The sequence below is a fragment of the Neisseria mucosa genome (genome assembly GCA_003028315.1).
GTDB lineage: Bacteria > Pseudomonadota > Gammaproteobacteria > Burkholderiales > Neisseriaceae > Neisseria > Neisseria mucosa.
On the sequence record CP028150.1, the window covers coordinates 814,663 to 838,476 of the forward strand.

A 23,814-nucleotide genomic window follows, 5' to 3' on the forward strand; every position below is an offset into this window, starting at 1 on the left:
TTCGTTTTTGTATACCAATTTTCGCAAACGAAAACATTAGGGGTATAACCCTCCGTCATTGAATAACACTCAACATAAGGATAGATACTATGTCCACCCAATTACACGATGTTGACCCGATTGAAACCCAAGAGTGGTTGGACGCGTTAAGCTCAGTTCTAGAATACGAAGGCAGCGAACGCGCACAATACTTGTTGGAGCATCTGGTTAAATACAGCCGCGACAAAGGCGTCCGTATGCCTCACGGCACAACCACCCCGTATTTGAATACCGTTTCGGTTGAAGACGAAAAAGGCATTCCGGGCGATCAAAACATCGAACACCGCATCCGTGCATTCGTGCGCTGGAACGCCGCCGCCATCGTATTGCGCGCCGGTAAAAAAGATTTGGAGCTGGGTGGGCATATTGCATCTTTCCAATCTGCCGCAACCATGTACGAAGTGGGTTTCAACCACTTCTGGAAAGCTAAAGGCGAAGGCGAAGAAGGTGATTTGGTATTCTTCCAAGGCCACGTTTCTCCAGGTATCTATGCCCGCGCTTTCGTTGAAGGCCGTCTGACTGAAGACCAACTGAACAATTTCCGTCAGGAAGTAGACGGACATGGTCTGCCTTCTTACCCGCATCCGCACTTGCTGCCTGATTTCTGGCAATTCCCAACCGTATCTATGGGTTTGGGTCCGATCATGGCGATTTACCAAGCCCGTTTCCTGAAATACTTGGAATCCCGCGGTCTGGCAAAAACCAAAGGCCGTAAAGTATGGTGTTTCTGCGGCGACGGCGAAATGGACGAACCTGAATCACAAGGCGCCATCGCATTGGCCGCACGCGAAGGTTTGGACAACCTGATTTTCGTCATCAACTGTAACCTGCAACGTTTGGACGGTCCTGTCCGCGGTAACGGCAAAATCATCCAAGAATTGGAAGGCAACTTTGCCGGCGCAGGCTGGAATGTTGTCAAAGTCATTTGGGGCCGCCGTTGGGACCGCCTCTTGGCAAAAGACAAAGACGGTATCCTGCGCAAACGCATGGAAGAATGTTTGGACGGCGACTACCAAACTTACAAATCCAAAGACGGTGCGTACGTCCGCGAACATTTCTTCAATACCCCTGAATTGAAAGCATTGGTTGCCGATATGACCGATGACGAAATTTGGGCATTGAACCGTGGCGGTCACGACCCTCAAAAAGTGTACAACGCTTATGACCGCGCAGCTAACCATGCAGATGGCAAACCTACCGTAATTTTGGCAAAAACCATTAAAGGTTATGGTATGGGTGCATCCGGCGAAGGTCAAAACGTTGCCCACCAAGCCAAAAAAATGGACAAAGCGTCTCTGAAACAATTCCGCGACCGCTTTGACATTCCGGTTACCGACGAGCAAATCGACAGCGGCGATCTGCCTTACCTGACTTTCGCTCCCGACAGCGAAGAGTACAAATATTTGCACGCACGCCGCGAAGCTTTGGGCGGCTACCTGCCTCAACGCAAGCCTACCCAAGAAGTTCTAGAAGTGCCTGAGTTGTCAGCATTTGAGACTCAACTGAAATCCAGCGGCGACCGTGAATTCTCAACCACTATGGCTTTCGTCCGCATCCTGTCTACTTTGCTGAAAGACAAAAAAATCGGCAAACGTGTCGTACCTATCGTTCCTGACGAAAGCCGTACCTTCGGTATGGAAGGCATGTTCCGCCAATACGGTATTTGGAATCCGAAAGGCCAACAATACACCCCGCAAGACAAAGACCAACTGATGTTCTATAAAGAGTCTGTTGACGGTCAAATCCTGCAAGAAGGTATTAATGAGCCTGGCGCGATGGCTGACTGGATTGCTGCAGCGACCAGCTATGCCAACAGCGACTTCGCGATGATTCCGTTCTACATTTACTACTCTATGTTCGGTTTCCAACGTGTCGGCGACTTGGCATGGGCTGCCGGCGATATGCACGCGCGCGGCTTCCTGTTGGGCGGTACTGCCGGTCGTACGACCTTGAACGGTGAAGGCCTGCAGCACGAAGACGGCCACAGCCACATTCAAGCTGATTTGATCCCGAACTGCGTAACATACGATCCGACCTTCCAATATGAAGTGGCCGTTATCGTACAAGACGGTCTGCGCCGTATGTATGCCAATAACGAAGATGTGTTCTACTACATCACTCTGATGAACGAGAACTACGCTCATCCGGACATGCCTGAAGGTGCGGAACAAGACATCCTGAAAGGTATGTACTTGCTGAAAGCCGGTGGCAAAGGCGACAAGAAAGTTCAATTGATGGGTTCCGGTACCATCCTGCAAGAAGTGATTGCCGGTGCCGAATTGCTGAAAGCTGACTTCGGCGTAGAAGCAGACATTTGGTCTTGCCCATCCTTCAACCTGTTGCACCGCGATGCCATCGAAGTAGAACGTTTCAACCGCCTGCATCCGCTGGAAGCTGAAAAAGTGCCTTTCGTTACCTCACAACTGCAAGGTCATGACGGTCCGGTTATCGCCGCTACCGACTATATCCGCAGCTATGCCGACCGTATCCGCGCGTACATCCCGAACGACTACCATGTCTTAGGTACCGATGGTTTCGGCCGTTCCGACAGCCGTGCCAACCTGCGCCGCTTCTTCGAAGTGGACCGCTACAACGTTGCCGTGGCAGCATTGAGCGCATTGGCAGAACAAGGCAAAGTCAGCAAAGAAACCGTTCAACAAGCCATCGAAAAATACGGCATCAATGCCGACGTGGCGCCAAGCTGGAAACGCTAATCCTGTTTTCAGACGACCTCAAAGTCAATTTGCTTGCGGGGTCGTCTGAATCAAGAATACGTTGACGGTTTGTATAACGGATAAACCTTGAATTACCGGGCTGCGGGCGTAAGTCGTGCAAAAGGTTCGAAGCGCAGAAAAGCTGTCTTGGAAATGGTTATCCGTGCCGGAAAACATAAGTGATGTCGTCTGAAACTGTTTTTCAGACGACCTCAAACCGAAATCATCAAAGGAACTCAAATGAGTATCGTAGAAATCAAAGTACCCGATATCGGCGGTCATGAAAACGTCGATATCATCGCAGTAGAAGTCAAAGCGGGCGACACCATCGCCGTTGACGACACCCTGATTACTCTGGAAACCGACAAAGCCACTATGGACGTACCTGCCGATGCAGCAGGCGTTGTGAAAGAAGTGAAAGTCAAAGTTGGCGACAAAATCTCCGAAGGCGGTGTGATTCTGACCGTTGAAACCGGTGCTGCCGCTGCTGAAGCCGCTCCGGCTCCTGCGGCTGAAGCACAACCTGCGCCTGCCGCTGTACCCGCTGCCGCTCCCGCAGGCGGTGCAACCGTTAAAGTAGCCGTTCCCGACATTGGCGGTCATACTGGTGTAGATGTAATCGCCGTTGAAGTCAAAGTTGGCGACACCGTTGCCGAAGACGACACGCTGATTACTTTGGAAACCGACAAAGCGACTATGGACGTACCTTGTACTGCCGCCGGTGTCGTTAAAGCCGTATTCCTGAAAGTCGGCGACAAAGTATCCGAAGGTACTGCCATTATCGAAGTGGAAACCGCCGGTTCTGCCGCCGCTCCCGCTCCCGCGCCTGCTCAAGCCGCAGCCCCGGCAGCGACACCTGCTCCGGCTGCCGCGCCTGCCGCCGCTCCGGCTCCTGTTGCCGTACCTGCCGCTGCCAAAATCGACGAAGCCGCTTTCGCCAAAGCACACGCGGGTCCTTCCGCACGCAAACTGGCGCGCGAATTGGGTGTGGATTTGGGTCAAGTCAAAGGTACCGGCTTGAAAGGCCGTATCATGGGCGATGACATTAAGGCCTTTGTGAAATCTGTAATGCAAGGCGGTGCGGCGAAACCTGCTGCTGCCGGCGCATCTTTGGGCGGTGGTCTGGACTTGCTGCCGTGGCCTAAAGTGGACTTCTCCAAATTCGGCAATGTCGAAGTTAAAGAGTTGTCCCGCATTAAGAAAATTTCCGGTCAAAACCTGTCCCGCAACTGGGTAGTTATCCCGCACGTTACCGTTCACGAAGAAGCGGACATGACCGAATTGGAAGAATTCCGCAAACAGCTGAACAAAGAATGGGAACGTGAAGGCGTGAAACTGTCTCCGTTGGCGTTCATCATCAAAGCCTCCGTTTCCGCGCTGAAAGCCTTCCCTGAATTCAATGCCTCTCTAGATGGCGACAACCTAGTGCTGAAAAACTACTTCAATATCGGTTTCGCAGCTGACACGCCGAACGGCTTGGTTGTTCCCGTCATCAAAGACGTGGACCAAAAAGGTCTGAAAGAAATCAGCCAAGAGCTGACCGAATTGTCTAAAAAAGCCCGCGAAGGCAAGCTCAAACCGCAAGAAATGCAAGGCGCCTGCTTTACCATTTCCAGCTTGGGCGGCATCGGCGGTACAGGCTTCACTCCGATTGTGAACGCACCTGAAGTCGCTATTTTGGGCGTGTGCAAATCCCAAATCAAACCGGTTTGGAACGGCAAAGAGTTCGCTCCACGCCTGATGTGTCCGTTGAGCCTGTCCTTTGACCACCGCGTCATCGACGGTGCCGCCGGTATGCGCTTTACCGTATTCCTGGCGAACCTGTTGAAAGACTTCCGCCGCATTACCCTGTAATCCGAGCGTATTTCAGACGACCTTCGGCAAACAACCTGACAGGTCGTCTGAAAACAGAAGTCCGAATATCATTCAGAAAGATTAGACATGAGCTTAGTTGAATTGAAAGTGCCCGACATTGGCGGACACGAAAATGTAGATATTATCGCGGTTGAAGTGAACGTAGGCGACACCATCGCCGTTGACGATACCCTGATTACCTTGGAAACCGACAAGGCGACGATGGACGTACCTGCCGAAGTTGCGGGCGTAGTCAAAGAAGTCAAAGTCAAAGTCGGCGACAAAATCTCCGAAGGCGGCTTGATTGTAGTCGTTGAAGCTGAAGGCGCGGCTGCCGCTCCTAAAGCCGAAGCACCTGCTGCTGCTCCTGTGCAAGAAGCCCCTAAAGCTGCCGCTCCTGCACCGCAAGCGGCGCAATTCGGCGGTTCTGCCGATGCAGAGTACGACGTAGTCGTATTGGGTGGCGGCCCTGGCGGTTACTCCGCTGCATTTGCCGCTGCTGACGAAGGTTTGAAAGTTGCCATCGTTGAACGTTATAAAACTTTGGGTGGCGTTTGCTTGAACGTCGGCTGTATCCCTTCCAAAGCCTTGTTGCACAACGCTGCCGTTATTGACGAAGTGCGCCACTTGGCTGCCAACGGCATCAAATACCCCGAGCCTGAACTCGACATCGACATGTTGCGCGGCTACAAAGAAGGCGTGGTTTCCCGCCTGACTACTGGTTTGGCAGGTATGGCAAAAGGCCGTAAAGTGGACGTTATCCAAGGCGACGGTCAATTCTTGGATCCGCACCACTTGGAAGTGTCGCTGACTACCGGCGACGTGTACGAGCAGGCTACGCCTACCGGCGAGAAAAAAATCGTTGCGTTCAAAAACTGTATCATCGCAGCGGGCAGCCGCGTAACCAAGCTGCCGTTTATCCCTGAAGATCCGCGCATCATCGATTCCAGCGGTGCTTTGGCTCTGAAAGAAGTACCGGGCAAGCTGCTGATTATCGGTGGCGGTATCATCGGCCTCGAAATGGGTACGGTTTACAGCACGCTGGGTTCGCGCCTCGACGTCGTTGAGATGATGGACGGCCTGATGCAAGGTGCAGACCGCGATTTGGTGAAAGTATGGCAAAAACAAAATGAATACCGTTTTGACAACATCATGATCAACACCAAAACCGTCGCAGTCGAGCCCAAAGAAGATGGCGTTTACGTTACCTTCGAAGGTGCAAACGCACCGAAAGAGCCGCAACGCTACGATGCCGTATTGGTTGCCGCCGGCCGTGCACCTAACGGCAAACTCATCAGTGCCGAAAAAGCAGGCGTTGCCGTAACCGACCGAGGCTTCATCGAAGTCGACAAACAAATGCGTACCAATGTGCCGCACATCTACGCCATCGGCGACATCGTCGGTCAGCCTATGCTGGCGCACAAAGCCGTTCATGAAGGCCACGTTGCCGCTGAAAACTGCGCCGGACACAAAGCTTACTTCGATGCCCGCGTGATTCCGGGCGTGGCTTACACTGCTCCCGAAGTAGCATGGGTTGGCGAAACCGAATTGTCTGCCAAAGCATCCGGCCGCAAAATCACCAAAGCCAACTTCCCATGGGCGGCTTCCGGCCGTGCGATTGCCAACGGTTGCGATAACGGCTTCACCAAGCTGATTTTTGATGCCGAAACCGGCCGTATCATCGGCGGCGGTATTGTTGGTCCGAACGGCGGCGATATGATTGGCGAAATCTGCTTGGCAATCGAAATGGGTTGCGACGCGGCAGACATCGGCAAAACCATCCACCCGCACCCGACCTTGGGCGAATCCATCGGTATGGCTGCCGAAATGGCGCTGGGTACTTGTACCGACCTGCCTGCTCAAAAGAAAAAATAAGTGTATTCAGTCAGTTGAATTAAACTGCTGACATTGCATTTATCAGTCAAAGGTCGTCTGAATTTTTCAGACGACCTTTTCGTCAAACAGAATATTGTCAGTGATAGTGATTTCATTAACGATATAGTGGATTAACTTTAAACCAGTACGGCGTTGCCTCGCCTTGCCGTACTATCTGTACTGTCTACGGCTTCGTCGCCTTGTCCTGATTTAAATTTAATCCACTATATAATGAATGAACAAGAATGCGTGTCTAAGCTCCAAGTCAACCATTTAGTCATGCTTTAAAACAGCAAGCAAATGAGTTCGGTAGGATTTATACTGTCGGCAACTTGTCTCATGTTTATTCATCAACTATAAAACAAACCGTTTGAAGGTTGACCCCATACATTCAGACGTCGTCTGAAACATATCGCAGATTTTCAGACGACCTTTCCCCAGTTTTATCAGATACAAGAAATGATTTATGAACGAAATAACTCCGGATTCCACCGTTCCTGAAGCGCACAAACGCTCCATCCGCAGCTTTGTGTTGCGCCAAGGGCATATGACTGCGGCGCAGCAGCGTGCCATTGATACAATGTGGCCGCAGTTTGGCATCGATTACCAAGATTCTGTGTTGGATTTGAACCAGCGTTTCGGCAGCGACCGTCCCAAGGTGTTGGAAATCGGTTTCGGCATGGGTGTGGCGACTGTTGAAATTGCCAAGCGCCTGCCTGATACTGACTTTTTGGCGATTGATGTACACGGTCCCGGCGTCGGCAACATTCTGAAATTGATTGAAGAAGAACACATCGGCAATATCCGTGTGATGCGGCACGATGCGGTCGAAGTGGTGGAAAATATGCTTTCAGACGACGTGCTCGACGGCATCCACATTTTCTTTCCCGACCCTTGGCACAAAAAACGCCATAACAAGCGCCGCTTGGTGCAAACGCCGTTTGTGCAGAAACTGCTGCCCAAGCTGAAAGTCGGCGGCTATATCCATCTGGCGACCGACTGGGAAGAATACGCGCAGCAGATGCTGGAAGTGTTGAGCGGTTTTGACAATTTGCAAAATACCGCTGCCGATTACGCGCCCACGCCCGATTACCGTCCCGAAACGAAATTTGAAGCCCGTGGCAAACGTTTGGGGCACGGCGTTTGGGATTTGGTTTTCAAACGCATCAAATAAACCGATTGGAGAATCTCCCATGTTTACAGGTATCGTCCAAGGTGTCGGCGAAATCATCGCTATCCGCGAACCGTCCGCCGATTTCCGCACCCATGTCGTCAAACTGCCCGATGGGATGACCGAGCATCTGCAAATCGGCGCATCCGTCGCCAACAACGGCTGCTGCCTGACCATTACTCAAATCGACGGCGATACGGTCAGCTTTGATTTGATGAAAGAAACCTTGGAAAAGACCAATTTAGGTCGTCTGAAAACGGGAGATGCGGTCAATCTTGAACGCGCCGCCCGTTTCGGCGATGAGATCGGCGGACACGTCATGAGCGGGCATATCATGACGACTACGCAGATTACGCGGATAGAGCGCAGCGAGTTTAACCGCACGGTATGGTTTGCACTGCCGCCCGAACTCAAGCCCTATATTTTGAGCAAAGGCTTTGTCGGCTTGGACGGTTGCAGTCTAACCATAGGCGACGTTACCAATACGGAATTCAATGTCCACCTGATTCCGGAAACTTTGACGCGCACTTTGTTTGGCAGCCGGAAAGAGGGTGACGTCATCAATATCGAAATTGACCCGCAGACCCAAGCCGTTGTCGATACCGTGATGCGCGTGATGGCGCAGCAAAATCCTGCCACATCAGGACAATAGGGATATATATGAAACTTGCCGCCTTTTTGCAAAAAGCCTATTCCGTTTTGAACCGTCTTGATTTGGTGTTGCCCGAAGAACCCGGCAAAACCGACTGGAACGCTTTGGCATACCGTTGGCACAGCGTCGGCAAAAAAGGGATTTTGGAAAGCCTGCCGAATCCGCATACATTCCCGCTTGACCGTCTGGCTGCCGTCGGGACGCAAACCGAAAAGCTCAAACGCAATACCGAGCAGTTTTTGGCAGGCCGCTCCGCGAATAATGTTTTGATGAGCGGTTCGCGCGGAACGGGTAAATCCTCGCTGGTCAAAGCCCTGTTGCACGAATATGCCGAACAAGGGCTGCGTCTGATTGAAGTTGATAAGAGCGATTTGGTCAGCCTGCCCGCGCTGCTTTTTTTGCTGAAAGACCGTCCCGAAAAATTCATCGTATTCTGCGATGACCTGTCGTTTGAAACCGGTGATGAAACCTATAAAGCCCTAAAAACCGCATTGGACGGCGGTTTGTCGCAAAGATGCAGCAACGTGTTGGTGTACGCGACCTCTAACCGGCGCCACCTGATGCCTGAATATATGGATGAAAATATCGGGACAACGGGTATACGTGGCGAAATCCATCAAAAAGAGGCTGTCGAAGAAAAAATTTCCCTGTCCGACCGCTTCGGTTTGTGGTTGAGTTTTTATCCGTTCGATCAAAACGACTACCTTCAAGCGGTTGAAAATTGGTTGGATGATTTCGGTGTGGATTTTGATGAAACGGCACGCAAGGCGGCGTTGCAATGGGCGCAAATGCGCGGCAACCGCTCGGGGCGTTCGGCTTGGCAGTTTGCGTGCGATTGGGCAGGGCGTTTGCCGGAACAACGGGTTTTGGATTGAGTTTTTTTGGGAAATAGGTCTGCCGTACTGAAATCTGCGGGAGGATAAGGGTAGGGAAAGCCTTTTCCGGTTCAATTGCTTCCGGCCGCATCGCTTTGAATCGCCATATCGTTCAAAAGGTCGTCTGAAACAGGATTTCAGACGACCTTTTTGTACGGACCAATCAGGAAGGCGAGATGTCAGCGAAGGCAGGAAGAGAGCCAAATCTGGCGTTGGCGCGGATTGAGCAGGTGGTAGAAGCGGTGTTGGATTTCTAATTCTTCCACGGCGAAATCCATGCTTGACAAGTAGCGGGTTTCGACATAATCGCGAGCGTTGTTTTGATCGAAATTATCTGCCGCAAGGATTTTCATAATGACTTGGCGGCGGTTACGGTCTGTGCGGACGAGTTTGCGGTATGCTTTGTCCGATGCCTGTTTGTAATCATTACGGATACGGCGCAAAGCATTGTGTTGGTCTTGCGTCAGATTAAGGGAGCGGATGTCGCAATTGGCTTGAAAATCGTCCAGCTTGATATATTGGGGACCGGCGTGCGCAGGGCTGACAGCCATCAGTAGCGCAACTGATAATGTGCAAAGGGGTAAATAAGATTTGAATCCGGCAGACACAGCGTTTTCCTAGTTTCCGTAACCGCGCAAATATACCCGATTAGCGTGTGAAAGGCAGTATCCCTCCAGTTAACTTTTGTTAACTTCATATCTTTATTTTATTTCTGACAAAACATATCCTTAACCTATAATTATTTATGCATATGCTTACTTTTGTTAAATATTAATAATGCATAGTTAGTGTTGCGTGAGGCGTTGGTGGTAGAATATGAAAAATTATCCGTTTATCAAACCACACCATCCGACTGGATTTCTATGAACCACAATTTCCGTATTGCGCCCAGTATCTTATCCGCCGATTTTGCCCGTTTGGGTGAAGAAGTAACGAAAGTTATCGAAGCGGGAGCCGATTTGATTCATTTCGACGTGATGGACAATCATTATGTGCCGAATCTGACTTTCGGCCCTATGGTCTGCGCAGCGTTGAAGCCTTATGCCACTGTGCCGATTGATGTGCATCTGATGGTCGAACCTGTTGATGATCTGATTCAGGCATTTGCCAAAGCAGGGGCGTCGATTATCACGTTTCATCCCGAAGCCAGCCGCCATATCGACCGCAGCCTCAGCCTGATTAAAGATGCGGGCTGTCAGGCAGGATTGGTGTTGAATCCGGCAACTCCCGCCTACGTTTTGGAAAACGTATTGGACAGGCTGGACATGGTATTGTTGATGTCGGTCAACCCCGGTTTCGGCGGACAAAGCTTCATTCCGCATACCCTTGAAAAAATCCGTCAAGTGCGGGCGATGTTGGATCGGTACGAAGCACAAAACGGGCGGCACATCGCCATCGAAGTGGACGGCGGCATCAAAACCGACAATATCGCCGCCGTCGCGGCGGTAGGCGCCGATACTTTTGTGGCAGGTTCCGCCATCTTTGGCAAGCCGGACTATAAGACAGTAATTACCGAAATGCGCGGACAACTGGCGCACCTTGGTTGAGTTAGCTTTGAGGTCGTCTGAAAACAAATGTAGCGGATTTTGCGAAAAGCAAAATCATCATGTAGATATAGATTTTAAGGTTTTATTATGAAAAATTATTGGTTTCAAAAAAGTTTGAAATTTGTTGCGGCAGCGATTTTGGCAATCTCTCCGCTGGCTGTGTCAGCGCATGGGATGCATAAGCACAAACCTTTATCGTTGGAAGAATTGCCGGAAATCTGCCGTCAATATTTCGCACGCGCAGACGAGTGTTATAAAAAGGCAGGCAAGAAAGCCGATTTTCAACGCAACAATACAAAATTTTTATTTCAATCGCTGCCTGCGGCAGATTTGGGACAACGGCAACGTATGTGCCAAATTGCGATGGATTCTTTTAAAGAGAAAACAAGCAATCTCCATTGCGAATAGAGGATTGCCCATCTTTTTTCAGACGACTTTTGTATGAAAACAGGCTGCACAAAACTGTTTTGTATGGTAAAGTCTGCTTTTAATAACTCGGCGGTTTAAAGCCGTCATTCAGGGGCTGTTTGAATTTAAAATCAGATTTGTTGGAAACGCTGCATCGTTTGCGCGGCGTATTTCGAGAAGCGGGCTGTGTGTCCGTCTGGTTTTAAATTCAAGCAGCCCTTTGCGTTTACAAAAACAGATAGAAGGTAGATTCCCATGCAATCTTGGCAGCTTCCCGAACATGTTGCCGATGTGTTGCCGACCAACGCCCGACAGTTGGAAAGCGCGCGAGAGCAGTTGTTGACTTTGTTCCGAGTGCACGGTTACGAGCTGGTACAGCCTCCGCTGATGGAATACAGCCATTCCCTGCTGACGCACATTGACGCGGGTTTGTCTTTGAAAACCATTTTGGTGGTCGATCAGCTGAGCGGTCGGCAGCTAGGCATCCGCGCCGATATTACGCCGCAAGTGGCGCGTATCGATGCGCATCTTTTGTCCGCCAATCAAGGGATTAACCGATTGTGTTACGCAGGTCCTGTGTTGCACGCGCGGCCGGAAGGTTTGCTCAATATGCGCGAACCTTTGCAGGCGGGGGCGGAGATGTATGGTTTCACCGACATCCGGGCGGATATCGAGCTGATTGACCTGATGCTCAAAAGCATGAAGATTGCCGATATGGGCGAGGTTTTGCTGTCGCTGGGCCATATCGGCGTATTCCGCGCTTTGTCCGATGCGGCGCATTTGGATGCGGAGCAGTCCGCAACGTTGCTTGCGTTGATGCAGGATAAAGATACCGAAGCGGTCGAAGCGCAGGTTAAGGCTTGGAAGCTGGACGGCATGTGGGCAAAAGCATTCTCGCTGCTGCCGCGTCTGTATGGCGGACGGGAAGTGTTGTCCGCTGCGCGCGAACGATTGCCGGATTTGTCGGCAGTCGGCAGTGCGTTGGACGAATTGCAGGCAGTGTGCGACGCATTCCCGAATCAGAAAGTCCATATCGACTTATCCGAACTGCGCGTCGACAATTATCACACCGGCTTGCTGTATGCGGCATACGGTTCCAATTTCCATGATGCGGTCGCACGGGGTGGGCGTTATGACGGGTTGGGCGAATATTTCGGCCGTGCGCGTCCGGCAACGGGATTCAGTTTCGACTTGCGCAGCTTTATCGGACGTTTGCCCGCCATTGAGCGGCAGCCCGTCGTCTTGGTCGATGCGGAAGATGCCGAAGCGGCTCGCGAAGCAGTCGAAGCCCTGCGTGAACAAGGGCAGTGTGTCGTTGTCGACTACGGTATCGGACACAACGCTTCGGAAGAGGTTGCAGGTCGTCTGAAAAAGTCGGACGGCGTTTGGCAGGTTGAGAAAATTTAAATACCCATTCATAGCAGATTAAAGGCAAATCAGGGCAGGGCGCAAAGCCGTCTTGGTTTGAAGTTGATTCACGATAATTTTTTAATATTAATAGGTTATATGGCTATGGCTAAAAATGTTGTAGTAATCGGCGCCCAGTGGGGCGATGAAGGCAAAGGTAAAATAGTCGACTGGCTGGCGGAAGAAACCAGCGGTGTCGTGCGTTTCCAAGGCGGCCACAATGCGGGTCATACTCTGGTCGTCGGCGGCAAGAAAACCATTTTGCGCCTGATTCCGAGCGGCATCCTGCATGAAAACTTGGATTGCTTCATCGGTTCCGGCGTTGTCGTATCCCCCGAAGCATTGTTGGGCGAAATCGACGAGTTGAACGCAGCAGGCGTGAAAAACGTCGAGGGTCGTCTGAAAATCGCGCCGACCTGTCCGCTGATCCTGCCTTACCACATCGCGCTTGACCAAGCCCGTGAAGCATCGCGCGGCAAAGGCAAAATCGGCACGACCGGTCGCGGCATCGGCCCAGCCTACGAAGACAAAGTGGCACGCCGCGCCATCCGTGTCGTTGATTTGCTGCATCCTGAAAAACTGCGTGAAAAACTGGATGCCATCCTCGCTTATTACAACGTTCAATTGCAACATCTGCACAATGCCGAGCCGGTTAAAGCGGAAGATGTGATGGCGGTTATCGAAAAAGTTGCGCCGCGTATTACGCCTATGATTACCGACGTATCCCGCGTGTTGAACGAGAAAAACAAAAACGGCGAAAAACTGCTGTTTGAAGGCGCACAAGGCACGCTGTTGGATATCGATTACGGCACTTACCCCTTCGTTACCTCATCCAACTGCTTGGCAGGAGCCGCTTCCGCAGGCGCGGGCGTAGGTCCGCAAATGCTGGATTATGTTTTGGGTATCGTCAAAGCCTATACCACGCGCGTCGGTTCAGGCCCGTTCCCGACTGAATTGTTCGACGAAGTAGGCGCAGGTTTGGCAGAACGCGGACACGAATTCGGCTCCGTAACCGGCCGCGCACGCCGCTGCGGTTGGTTTGATGCCGCCGCGTTGAAACGCTCCATCCAAGTCAACGGCATTTCCGGTATGTGTATCACCAAGCTGGACGTAATGGACGGCATTGAAACCATCAATATCTGCGTCGGCTACGAATTGCCCGACGGCAGCAAAACTGACATCCTGCCTTGCGGTTCCGATGCGGTAGAAACCTGCAAACCGATTTACGAAACCATGCCCGGCTGGAGCGAATCCACTTTCGGCGTGAAAAGCTATGACGCATTGCCTGCCAATGCCAAAGCATATTTGAAACGCATCGAAGAAGTCTGCGGCGCACCGGTAGCCATCGTCTCCACCGGTCCAGACCGCGAAGAAACCATCGTTTTGCATCATCCGTTCGCATAAGGGTTTGATTGTAAAAGGTCGTCTGAAAACTTGGGTTTTCAGACGACCTTTTTGTATTGATAACCGATTTACCGTCAATCCAATCACTCTGCTTTCGTTGCATTTTTTATGAAAAGAATCGTCTGAAAAATCGACTGCGGTTTTCAGACGACCCCTTGCTCAATCCAATCACTTGCACACGGCGGATACTTTGATTTCGACCGCCCATTCCGGTTTGGCGAGTTTGGCTTCGATACAGGCGCGGGCAGGGGCGCGGCCGGGGGCTGTCCAGGCATCCCAGGCTTCGTTCATGGCGGCGTAGTCGTTCATGTCGGTCAGGAAGATGGTGGCTTCGAGGATGTGTGCTTTGTCGGAGCCGCATTCTTCAAGCCAGCGGTCGATTTGCGCCAAAACGTTTTCGGTCTGGGCTTTGGCATCGGCTTCGGGATTTTCGGGAACCATGCCTGAGAGGAAGACGAATCCTCCAGCGCAGACGGCTTCGGAGTAGCGTTCGGTGGTACCGAGGTATCGGATATTCATTTGATATTCCTTGAGGTTGTGGCATGCGGGGCATTCTGTCCTGTTGTCGGATTTCGGTTTTCCGATTTTGTCGGAACAGGATGGCGGATATTGGGCAGGGGCTTATGGTAACATTCAGCTTGATTGTCTGCCACAGCAGGCGGGCTGTTTTGTTGTTTTTGAAAAGATGCGGAAACTATTTTTACGCGTCATTGTCATATTGGTTTTAGGTCGTCTGAATAATATTGGAACTGCATCATGAGCAAAAATACCGATTATCCGGTTACTTCTGCCGTCCGTTTCCTGCGTACACATAAAATTGATTTTGAGCCTTATATTTATGTTTATGAGGAACACGGCGGGACAGGGCAGTTTGCACAGTTGTTCGGTGTGGACGAGCATCAGGTGGTCAAAACCATCGTGCTGCAAAACGAAGCGAAGAAAGGGCTGGTTGTCGTGATGCACGGCGACAAGCAGATTTCCACCCGAAATCTGGCGCGCGATTTGGGCATGAAACACATCGAGCCTGCCGATCCGAAACAGGCAAACAAATGGACGGGCTATCTGGTGGGTGGGACGACGCCCTTCGGTATGAAAACCCGGTTGCCTGTGTATGTTGAAAAAAGTATTTGGGATTTGGAGAAAGTTTATATCAACGGCGGCAAGCGCGGATTTATTATCGGTGTCAGTCCGCAGGCTTTGCGGGCTTTGAATCCGCAGGATGTACAGGTCGCCGTCTAAAGGGATGCAAAACGGTTTTAAGTCGGGAAACGCAGATTCGGGCAAATTTGAAGGTTTTATAAAAAGAACACAATGCCTGATTTTATATCTGTTTTCATTCTGTCAAACAGCCTGTTAGCGTGATTTCACGGTATCGGGCTTTGGCAAACACAAACCAAAGAGGCATACCCTAATATGGAAAACCGTAATTTTTATGAAATTCTCGGCATTTCGGCGGATGCGGACATTGCAGAAATCAGAAAAGCCTATCGCGATTCGGCAATGAAATACCATCCCGATCGTAATCCCGGCAATCCCGAAGCGGAAGAGCGTTTTAAGGAAATCCGTCAGGCTTACGATACGCTGGTCGATCCCGAACGTCGGGCATGGTACGACGAGTCGCTCCGTGAATTCAGCGGTAAAGGCGGGCAGGCCGCCAGCCAGCAGACCGGTAGCGAGCATACGGCGGAAGCGCCGCGCCAAGACGGCGACCGTACTTACGTAATGGCGATGTATGCCCTGTTTGCGTTAGGTTTTGCCACCTTCGTCATGCCGGTTGCCGGCATCATTTTGGCGTATGTAAAACGAGGCGACATAGGCGACTCGGTTTATAATAACCACGCAGACTATCTGATTAAAACCTTCTGGGGCGGTCTGGTGGGATTTATATTGAGCAAAATCACCGCGTTTATCGGCATCGGCTACGTGCTGCTGTTTTTGGTATCGGTTTGGTTTGCTTACCGACTGGCGGCAGGTTTTATCAAGCTGACGAATAACAAGCGTATGCCTTTGGATACTTGGTTCTAAGCGCAATTGCCGCTTTGCTTTCAGACGACCTTGGCATTTAGGGGTCGTCTGAAATTTTTGTATGGCTCGTTTGCGGGAAACTAAATATCAAAACAGGACACAAAGAAAGTCGTCTGAAAATTTGTCCTCGCATCCGACACACTCAATCAAAGGAAAAACATGATTTATTTATTGGCAAGCATACTGTGCAGCGTGTCTGTGTCGGTATTGCTCAAATTGGCGCGTAAGAACAAAATCGACGTCGCGCAGGCGGTGGCGGTAAACTACATCGTCGCAGTAGCGCTGACGGCTTGGGTGTTGAAACCCGATTTGAGCAACCCGAAAGCCTTTTTGCCGACTTGGTGGCTGTTTGGCGCGTTGGGCGTGCTGCTGCCTTCGGTGTTTGTGATTATGGGCAAGGCGGTCGATGCGGCGGGTATCGTCAAGTCTGATGCGGCGCAGCGTTTGTCTTTGATATTGCCGATTATTTCCGCGTTCGTGATTTTTGGCGAAGCGTTGACCGAAGGCAGGCTGATAGGCATCGTTTTGGCGTTTGTGGCTCTGTTCTGCCTGTTGTGGAAAGCCGACGGCGGCAAGAAATCGGGCGGATTGGGTACGCAAATCACGCTGCTTGCGGGTGTTTGGGCGGGCTACGGCATCATCGACATCCTCTTCAAACAGCTTGCCAAAAGTGGTACGGCGTTTTCAGGCAACCTCTTGGTCGCCTTCAGCCTCGCCGGTATTTTGATGTTCGGCTACCTTTTCTCCCAATCGACCAAATGGACGAAAGAAGGCATTATCGGTGGCATCGTTTTGGGCGGTTTGAACTTTGCCAACATCGTTACCTACATCACCGCCCACCAAATGATGAAAGAAAACCCGACGCTGGTCTTCGCAGGGATGAACATCGGCGTCATCGTCTTGGGAACGCTGGTCGGCGCGATGGCGTTTAAAGAAAAAATCAGCAGCATCAACGCCGCAGGCATCAGCGTTGCCGTCTGCGCCATCGCCTGTTTGTTTTACTGGCCGCAGATACGGGGACTGGTCGGGATGTAAGCATGTAAAAGGTCGTCTGAAAAAGGTTTCAGACGACCTTTTACCTTTTGGGTGGGAGTGTTTTTCCTGCTTTGATAACAACGGCGCATTTGCAGCTAGACAACCCATGCAAAACGGTCTAATGTTCCGCCTGCATATGCACATTACTTGATAAACCAACGAATGAGAAGGTAAGAGAAATGACTGTCCGTATCGAACACGATTTGCTGGGCGACCGCGAAATCCCCGCCGAGGCGTATTGGGGCATCCATACTTTGCGCGCGGTGGAAAACTTTAAAATTTCCAATCAAAAAATTTCCGACGTGCCGCAGTTTGTCCGCAGCATGGTGATGGTGAAAAAAGCGACCGCGCAGGCAAACGGCGAACTGGGTGCGGTGAAACCCGAAATCGCTGCCGCCATTGAAAAGGCTTGCGACGAAGTGTTGCTCAAAGGCCGCTGCCTCGACCAATTCCCGTCCGACGTGTATCAGGGCGGTGCGGGAACTTCGGTCAACATGAACACCAACGAAGTCATCGCCAACCTTGCTTTGGAAGTGTTGGGCTACGAGAAAGGCCGCTACGACATCGTTAACCCGATGGACCATGTGAACGCCAGCCAGTCCACCAACGACGCGTATCCGACCGGCTTCAGGCTGGCGGTGTATTACAGCGTCGGCGAACTGCTGGAAAAACTGGCGTTGCTGAAAGACGCGTTTGCCGCCAAAGCCGATGAGTTTAAAGATGTTTTGAAAATGGGGCGCACCCAGCTTCAAGATGCCGTACCGATGACGGCAGGGCAGGAATTTCAGTCTTTCCAAGTGTTGCTGGAAGAAGAGATTTTGAATCTGGACCGCACGCGCGCCTTGTTGTTGGAAGTCAACTTGGGCGCAACCGCCATCGGCACGGGCGTGAACACGCCCAAAGGCTACGCGGCTTTGGCGGTGAAAAAATTGTCCGAAGTCAGCGGCTTGGATTGCAAACTGACCGAAAACCTGATTGAAGCGACTTCCGACTGCGGCGCGTATGTGATGGTACACGGCGCATTGAAGCGCACGGCGGTGAAATTATCGAAAATCTGTAACGACTTGCGTCTCTTGTCATCCGGCCCGCGCGCCGGTTTGAAAGAGATTAACCTGCCGGAAATGCAGGCAGGCTCGTCGATTATGCCCGCCAAAGTCAATCCCGTGATTCCCGAAGTGGTCAACCAAGTCTGCTTCAAAGTCATCGGCAACGACACCACCATCACCTTCGCCGCCGAAGCGGGGCAGTTGCAATTAAACGTAATGGAGCCGGTCATCGCGCAATGTATGTTTGAAACCATCTCCCTCTTGGGCAACGCTGCGGTAAACCTCGCCGAAAAATGCGTCAAAGGCATTACCGTCAACCGCGAAATCTGCGAACGCTATGTGTTCAACTCCATCGGCCTGGTTACTTATCTGAACCCGTATATCGGCCATGAAAACGGCGATTTGGTCGGCAAAATCTGCGCCCAAACCGGCAAAGGCGTGCGCGAAGTCGTGCTCGAACGCGGCCTGTTGAGCGAAGCGGAACTCGACCGCATCCTGTCGCCCGAAAACCTGATGAACCCGCATTTGTAAGGTAGGGCATAAAGAAAAGGTCGTCTGAAAGCCTATGGACAAGGTTTTCAGACGACCTTTGTTCGATGTATCCTTTCATTATGTTTCACGGTATTAAGGGAAATTTTCAGACATATTCAATTTCCTTGATTAGGCTGTTATCCGCTTTTTCAGACGACCTCAGGTAGGTAACTGATATCCGCTTTTTCAGACGACCTCAGGTAGGTAACTGATGAAGTGAATACACGCTTGCGGTTGAAGCGTCGGCAGAGCTTTTAAGCCGTAAGCCCGATGGAATCAGCCGTGACGAACAGGTCGTCTGAAATCCCGTTTTCTGCAAAAAAGGCCACATCATGAACACCGTTTCCATCCAAAACCTTTCCCACCGCTACGGCAAGACCCTTGCGCTTGACGGTGTGTCGCTGGACATTCCGAAAGGCGCGACGGTCGGTTTGATCGGGCCGGACGGTGTGGGCAAATCGACGCTGCTCTCGCTGATGGCGGGTGTGAAGGTGATTCAGGACGGGCGGGTGGAAGTGTTGGGCGGCGATATGGCGGACAAGGACGTGCGGCGGGATTTGTCGCACCGCATCGCCTTTATGCCGCAGGGGCTGGGGCGCAACCTGTATCCTACCTTGTCGGTGTATGAGAATATCGATTTCCACGCGCGGCTGTTCGGTTTGGACGGACAGGAACGCACGCGGCAGATTGCGCGGCTGATGGAGGCGACCCGCCTTGCGCCGTTTTCCGGCAGGGCGGCGGGCAAGCTATCGGGCGGGATGAAGCAGAAGCTGAGTTTGTGCTGCGCGCTGGTGCACAGCCCGGATTTGCTGATTTTGGACGAACCGACCACGGGCGTGGACCCTTTGTCGCGCCGCCAGTTTTGGGCGTTGGTAGACGATTTGCGGCGGGAACACGCGGGCATGACCGTGATTGTGGCAACCGCCTATATTGAAGAAGCGCAGCGTTTCGAGCGGCTGCTGGCGATGGACGCGGGTAGGCTGCTGGAAAACAAGCCCACCGCCGATGTGCTGGCGGATTACGGCACTGATGTGTTGGAAGAAGCCTACGTCAAAATGCTGCCGCCGGAAAAACAGCAGGGTTCGGGCGGTTTGGACATTACGCCGTTCGTCCCCGATCCCGATGCGCCGCCCGCGATGGAAGCGCACGGGCTGACCAAGCGTTTCGGCGATTTTACCGCCGTGGACCACGTCAGCTTTACCATTCAAAAAGGCGAGATTTTCGGCTTTCTCGGCAGCAACGGCTGCGGCAAGTCCACCACCATGAAAATGCTGACCGGCCTGCTGGAAGCGACCGAAGGCGACGCCACGCTGTTGGGCAAGCCGATAGACGCGGGCGGCTTGGATACGAAAATGCGCGTCGGCTATATGTCGCAGGCGTTTTCGCTGTATGAGGAACTGAGCGTGCGCCGCAATCTGGATTTGCACGCCAGACTCTACCAGATGGGCGCTAAAGGCGCGGCGGCGGTGGAAGAAGCCCTGCAACAGTTTGATTTGGCGGACGTTGCCGACACCGCGCCCGCATCGCTGCCGCTGGGCATCCGCCAACGCCTGCAACTGGCCGCCGCCTGCCTGCACCATCCCGAAGTGTTGATTTTGGACGAACCGACTTCGGGAGTCGATCCCGCCGCGCGCGATATGTTTTGGCGGCATCTTCTGAAACTCTCCCGCGAAGACAAAATCACCATCTTCGTTTCCACCCACTTTATGAACGAAGCCGCCCGCTGCGACCGCATTTCCTTTATGCACAAAGGCCGCGTGCTGGCGGTAGGTACGCCCGCCGAACTGGCGGCAAGGCAGAATGCGCCGGACTTGGAAGAAGCGTTTGTGCAGTATCTGATTGAAGCGGAAGGCGGAGAAGGTGGGGAAAGATCGTCCCGTCAGGAGACCGCGCACTCTGAAAGTGAACAGCGCGAGTTTCGCCAAAATACAGACGGCGTGCGTGAACCAAGTTCACACACCCTACCGGCGGAAACTCCGACCGTAGGGTGTGTGGCGCAAACCACGCACGCGGAAGGGGCATCGGATGACAGGCATTATGAACTTTCAGACGACCTTCAAGGAAAAAATACAGGGTCGTCTGAAACCCAAAATGGCGTGCGTGAACCAAGTTCACACACCCTGCGAGACAACCCAAACATCCAAACCTTCAAATACCGCTTCTCCATGATTTGGACCTTCGCCCGCCGCGAAGCCAAAGAACTCCTGCGCGACAAAATCCGCCTGTTTTTCGCCGTGTTCGGCCCGCTGATTATCATGGCGTCGGTATCATGGGGGATTTCGTTTGACGTGCGGAATCTGAAATTCGCCGTTTATGACCGCGACCAAACCGCTGCCAGCCGCGAGCTGGTCGAATATTTCGACGGTTCGCGCTACTTCCTCCAACAGCCGCCGATACAGTCCGAAGCCGAAATCGACACCGTGCTCAAAAGCTCCGGCGCCATATTGGTCATCGATATTCCGAGCGGTTTCGGGCGTGATTTGGCGCGCGGGCTCAAACCCGAAGTCGGTTTTTATGTGGACGGCTCCATGCCGTTTAACGCCACCAATATCCGCGGCTACATCGGCAGCCTGATCACCGCTTACACCAAAGACCGCATCGCCGAAAGCGGGCTGCCCGTTTCGCTCAAAGCCCCCGCCGGCATCGAACCGCGCTTTATGTACAATCAGGATTTCGACAGCATCAACGCCATCGCCCCGGGTGTGATGATGCTGGTGTTGATGATGATACCCGCCATGATGTCGGCGGTCGGCGTGGTGCGCGAACGCGAAATCGGTTCCATCGCCAATTTCTACGCATCGCCCGCCGCCGTGGCGCAATATCTGATCGGCAAACAGCTTCCCTATATCGCCGTCGGCATGGTCAATTTCGCCGCCATGATGCTGATGATTATTTACCTGTTCGGCGTGCCGCTCAAAGGCTCGTTTATCGGACTTGCCGTCGGCACGCTCTTGATGGTGTCCGCCAGTACCGCGCTGGGGCTTTTGATTTCCTGCTTCGTGCGCTCCCAGCTTGCCGCCATCTTCGCCACCGCCATCATCACCATGATCCCCGCGCAAACCTATTCCGGTTTTCTCTACCCGCTGTCCACCATGGAAGGCGGCGCGCTGATTATCGGCAAAACCTTCCCATCGTCGTGGTACTACACCGTCAGCGTCGGCAGCTTCACAAAAGGGTTGCACACCGTCGACCTGTTGCATGAATACGCCGCCATCGCCGCCTTTGCCGCCACCAGCCTGATTCTGGCGTGCGTGTTGTTGAAGAAACAGGAGAAGTGAGAGGTCGTCTGAAAACTCGGCAGGCGGATATTGATGCCTGACTTGTTCCTTAACCCACTATAAAGGAAAAAACGCCATGAACCGAACAACCCTGTTTGACGGACTGGCCGAACGCTACGGCGCGGCGGCAGAATGTCCGTGGGCGAAATCTCCCGACTTTGCCGTGTTCCGCCACACGGGCAACCGCAAATGGTTCTGCCTGTATATGCCCGTGCCGTCTGAAAAACTGGGCAGGGGCGAGGGCGGTCTGACGGAAATCGTCAACGTCAAATGCCGCCCCGAACACATCGGCGCATGGCGCGCGACGGCAGGCATCCTGCCCGCCTACCACATGAACAAAGAACATTGGTTGAGCATCGTATTGGCGCAAACGCCCGCAGAAAACGTGTGGCGGCTGATAGACGACAGCTTCGTGCTGACGCGCTAGGATTGGTTAACTTCACACATTAGATACAAGAGAACATGATGACTGACATTACCCTTATCCCCGTTCAAGAACACGAAAAAGACGAGTTTATCCGCGCCTTGCAGCAGTCGTTCAGATTGGCGGTGGCAGACGATTTGGACGACGGAGAAGAAGTTATCAGCCGAGAAGAAATCGAAGAATCCATGAATGCACCCAAAGCAGAGAGCTATCACATTGTTGCCGACGGCGAAAAAGCAGGCGGCGCTGTGATAGTCGTCAATGCTGAAACGGAGCGCGGTTCGTTGGATTTGCTATTTATGTTCCCGCAGAAACACGGGAGCGGCTTGGGCGGGAAAGCGTGGCGTGCGATAGAGCGGCTGCACCCCGAAGTGCGCGTGTGGGAAACGCATACGCCGTATTTTGAGAAGCGCAACATCCATTTCTACGTCAATAAATGCGGCTTTAAAATCGTAGAGTTTTTTAATCCGTACCACCCTGATACCACTAGACCGAAAGCTGTGGAGCAAGATGAAGCGTTTGAATATTTCTTCCGTTTTGAAAAAGAAATGCCGCAACAGCCGTAGGATGTACTTTCTTGTCTTGAGCTTTTCAGACTTTATTTATTAAATTTCAGGAAAAAACATGAAAACCATAGGCATCATCGGCGGCATGAGCCCCGAAAGCACCGTGCTCTACTACCAAATCATCAACCGCGAGACCAACCGCCGTTTGGGCGGCAACCGCAGTGCCAAAATCCTACTTGACAGCGTGGATTTTGAAGAAATCGTCCGTTTGCAGAAAAGCGGCGATTGGATGGCGGCAGGAAACGTGTTGGCGCAAAGCGCGCGGAAGCTGGAAGCGGGCGGCGCGGATTTTTTGCTGCTTGCCACCAACACCATGCACAAAGTCGCCCCCGCCATCGAACAGGCGGCCGGCATCCCCTTGCTGCACGTCGTTGATGCGACTGCCGCCGCCATCAAACGGCAGGGCTTGTCCGCCGTCGGCCTGCTCGGTACGCGCTTTACCATGAGCGACGGTTTTTATACGGAGCGCATGGGTTCGCAGGGCGTACAAACCATAACTCCGACCGCCGCCGAACAAGACGAAATCCACCGCATTATTTTTGACGAACTGTGCCTGAACCGCATCCGCTCCGAATCCGCCCGCTACTTTTACGACGTGATAGGCCGTCTGAAAAACGAAGGCGCGCAGGGCGTGATACTCGGCTGCACCGAAATCTGCCTGCTTGTGAACGAAACCGACAGCCCGCTGCCCGTGTTCGACAGCACCGCCATCCATGCGCTTGCAGCAGTGGATGCGGCGCTGGCGGAGTAATTAGGACTTTTGATTAAACTGGGACAGGGTTGGTTGATTCTTAGTGTCGGATAACGAATATTTTGAACAGGGTGGATGGGATCCATCCCACGATTCCTTCTGATTTGGCATGACAGGCTTCAGTCCGAACTACGGTAACCAATTTTCAGACGGCCTGCATGAAGAAAACGCACAGTCGTCTGAAAATATAGCATCACGCTTTAGGATTACAA

The 23,814-nt window shown here is 52.4% G+C and carries 22 protein-coding genes; 19 read left to right on the forward strand and 3 right to left on the reverse strand.

The window, feature by feature from the left end; genetic code table 11:
- Positions 1–89: 89 nt before the first annotated feature.
- Positions 90–2,753, forward strand: a complete 2,664-nt coding sequence (gene aceE / locus NM96_04015) for a pyruvate dehydrogenase (acetyl-transferring), homodimeric type (protein ID AVR78620.1) — start codon at positions 90–92, stop codon at positions 2,751–2,753.
- Positions 2,754–2,777: 24 nt separating this feature from the next.
- Here the strand turns inward: aceE and NM96_04020 are convergent, their stop codons facing one another.
- Positions 2,778–2,993, reverse strand: a complete 216-nt coding sequence (locus NM96_04020; GenBank protein AVR78621.1) for a methionyl-tRNA synthetase — start codon at positions 2,991–2,993, stop codon at positions 2,778–2,780.
- Here NM96_04020 and aceF point away from each other — a divergent pair, their 5' ends adjacent.
- The 5 genes from aceF to NM96_04045 all read left to right on the forward strand — a co-directional run bounded on the left by aceF (position 2,994) and on the right by NM96_04045 (position 9,180).
- Positions 2,994–4,607, forward strand: a complete 1,614-nt coding sequence (gene aceF, locus NM96_04025; GenBank protein AVR78622.1) for a dihydrolipoyllysine-residue acetyltransferase — start codon at positions 2,994–2,996, stop codon at positions 4,605–4,607. It begins immediately after the preceding gene.
- A gap of 87 nt (positions 4,608–4,694) precedes the next feature.
- On the forward strand, positions 4,695–6,482 hold the full coding sequence (gene lpdA, locus NM96_04030) for a dihydrolipoyl dehydrogenase (GenBank protein ID AVR78623.1): 1,788 nt from the start codon (positions 4,695–4,697) through the stop codon (positions 6,480–6,482).
- A gap of 466 nt (positions 6,483–6,948) precedes the next feature.
- On the forward strand, positions 6,949–7,656 hold the full coding sequence (locus tag NM96_04035) for a tRNA (guanosine(46)-N7)-methyltransferase TrmB (protein AVR78624.1): 708 nt from the start codon (positions 6,949–6,951) through the stop codon (positions 7,654–7,656).
- A gap of 19 nt (positions 7,657–7,675) precedes the next feature.
- Positions 7,676–8,305 carry a riboflavin synthase gene (locus tag NM96_04040; protein AVR78625.1) on the forward strand — a complete coding sequence of 210 codons (630 nt, stop codon included), beginning with the start codon at positions 7,676–7,678 and terminating at the stop codon, positions 8,303–8,305.
- 8 nt (positions 8,306–8,313) lie between these two features.
- Positions 8,314–9,180, forward strand: coding sequence for an AAA family ATPase (locus tag NM96_04045; GenBank protein ID AVR78626.1), 867 nt, complete (start codon positions 8,314–8,316; stop codon positions 9,178–9,180).
- 179 nt (positions 9,181–9,359) lie between these two features.
- On the opposite strand, the gene NM96_04050 is transcribed toward NM96_04045, so the two are convergent.
- Positions 9,360–9,788 (reverse strand): hypothetical protein, encoded by a 429-nt coding sequence (locus tag NM96_04050; protein AVR78627.1) that lies wholly within the window; start codon positions 9,786–9,788, stop codon positions 9,360–9,362.
- A gap of 255 nt (positions 9,789–10,043) precedes the next feature.
- Between NM96_04050 and NM96_04055 the strand changes: the two genes are divergently transcribed.
- The 4 genes from NM96_04055 (at position 10,044) to NM96_04070 (ending at position 13,946) form a co-directional block, all read left to right on the forward strand.
- Positions 10,044–10,727, forward strand: a complete 684-nt coding sequence (locus NM96_04055; protein ID AVR78628.1) for a ribulose-phosphate 3-epimerase — start codon at positions 10,044–10,046, stop codon at positions 10,725–10,727.
- Between the two features lie 87 nt (positions 10,728–10,814).
- Positions 10,815–11,135, forward strand: coding sequence for a hypothetical protein (locus NM96_04060; GenBank protein AVR78629.1), 321 nt, complete (start codon positions 10,815–10,817; stop codon positions 11,133–11,135).
- 255 nt (positions 11,136–11,390) lie between these two features.
- Positions 11,391–12,542, forward strand: a complete 1,152-nt coding sequence (locus NM96_04065) for an ATP phosphoribosyltransferase regulatory subunit (protein AVR78630.1) — start codon at positions 11,391–11,393, stop codon at positions 12,540–12,542.
- Positions 12,543–12,641: 99 nt separating this feature from the next.
- On the forward strand, positions 12,642–13,946 hold the full coding sequence (locus tag NM96_04070) for an adenylosuccinate synthase (protein AVR78631.1): 1,305 nt from the start codon (positions 12,642–12,644) through the stop codon (positions 13,944–13,946).
- Between the two features lie 168 nt (positions 13,947–14,114).
- On the opposite strand, the gene NM96_04075 is transcribed toward NM96_04070, so the two are convergent.
- Positions 14,115–14,465, reverse strand: a complete 351-nt coding sequence (locus tag NM96_04075) for a RidA family protein (GenBank protein ID AVR78632.1) — start codon at positions 14,463–14,465, stop codon at positions 14,115–14,117.
- Positions 14,466–14,475: 10 nt separating this feature from the next.
- Here NM96_04075 and NM96_04080 point away from each other — a divergent pair, with 10 nt between their 5' ends.
- From NM96_04080 to NM96_04120, 9 genes are all read left to right on the forward strand, one after another.
- A complete protein-coding gene (locus NM96_04080) occupies positions 14,476–14,706 on the forward strand; it encodes an ABC transporter permease (GenBank protein ID AVR78633.1) in 231 nt (76 codons plus the stop codon).
- Entirely contained in the window at positions 14,703–15,185 is a 483-nt protein-coding gene (gene ybaK, locus NM96_04085; GenBank protein AVR78634.1) for a Cys-tRNA(Pro) deacylase, read from the forward strand. The genes NM96_04080 and ybaK overlap by 4 nt, the downstream gene beginning before the upstream one ends.
- Before the next feature lie 174 nt (positions 15,186–15,359).
- Positions 15,360–15,971: a molecular chaperone DnaJ gene (locus NM96_04090; GenBank protein ID AVR78635.1), complete on the forward strand. Its 612-nt coding sequence runs from the start codon at positions 15,360–15,362 to the stop codon at positions 15,969–15,971.
- Between the two features lie 159 nt (positions 15,972–16,130).
- Complete coding sequence (locus NM96_04095; GenBank protein ID AVR78636.1) at positions 16,131–17,006, forward strand: hypothetical protein; 876 nt, start codon at positions 16,131–16,133, stop codon at positions 17,004–17,006.
- Between the two features lie 179 nt (positions 17,007–17,185).
- Positions 17,186–18,583: an aspartate ammonia-lyase gene (aspA, locus tag NM96_04100; GenBank protein ID AVR78637.1), complete on the forward strand. Its 1,398-nt coding sequence runs from the start codon at positions 17,186–17,188 to the stop codon at positions 18,581–18,583.
- Between the two features lie 332 nt (positions 18,584–18,915).
- On the forward strand, positions 18,916–21,861 hold the full coding sequence (locus tag NM96_04105) for an ABC transporter ATP-binding protein/permease (GenBank protein ID AVR78638.1): 2,946 nt from the start codon (positions 18,916–18,918) through the stop codon (positions 21,859–21,861).
- Between the two features lie 76 nt (positions 21,862–21,937).
- Positions 21,938–22,288: an MmcQ protein gene (locus NM96_04110; GenBank protein AVR78639.1), complete on the forward strand. Its 351-nt coding sequence runs from the start codon at positions 21,938–21,940 to the stop codon at positions 22,286–22,288.
- A gap of 35 nt (positions 22,289–22,323) precedes the next feature.
- A complete protein-coding gene (locus NM96_04115; GenBank protein ID AVR78640.1) occupies positions 22,324–22,851 on the forward strand; it encodes an N-acetyltransferase in 528 nt (175 codons plus the stop codon).
- 58 nt (positions 22,852–22,909) lie between these two features.
- Positions 22,910–23,602 carry an aspartate/glutamate racemase gene (locus NM96_04120; protein AVR78641.1) on the forward strand — a complete coding sequence of 231 codons (693 nt, stop codon included), beginning with the start codon at positions 22,910–22,912 and terminating at the stop codon, positions 23,600–23,602.
- Positions 23,603–23,814: the final 212 nt, after the last annotated feature.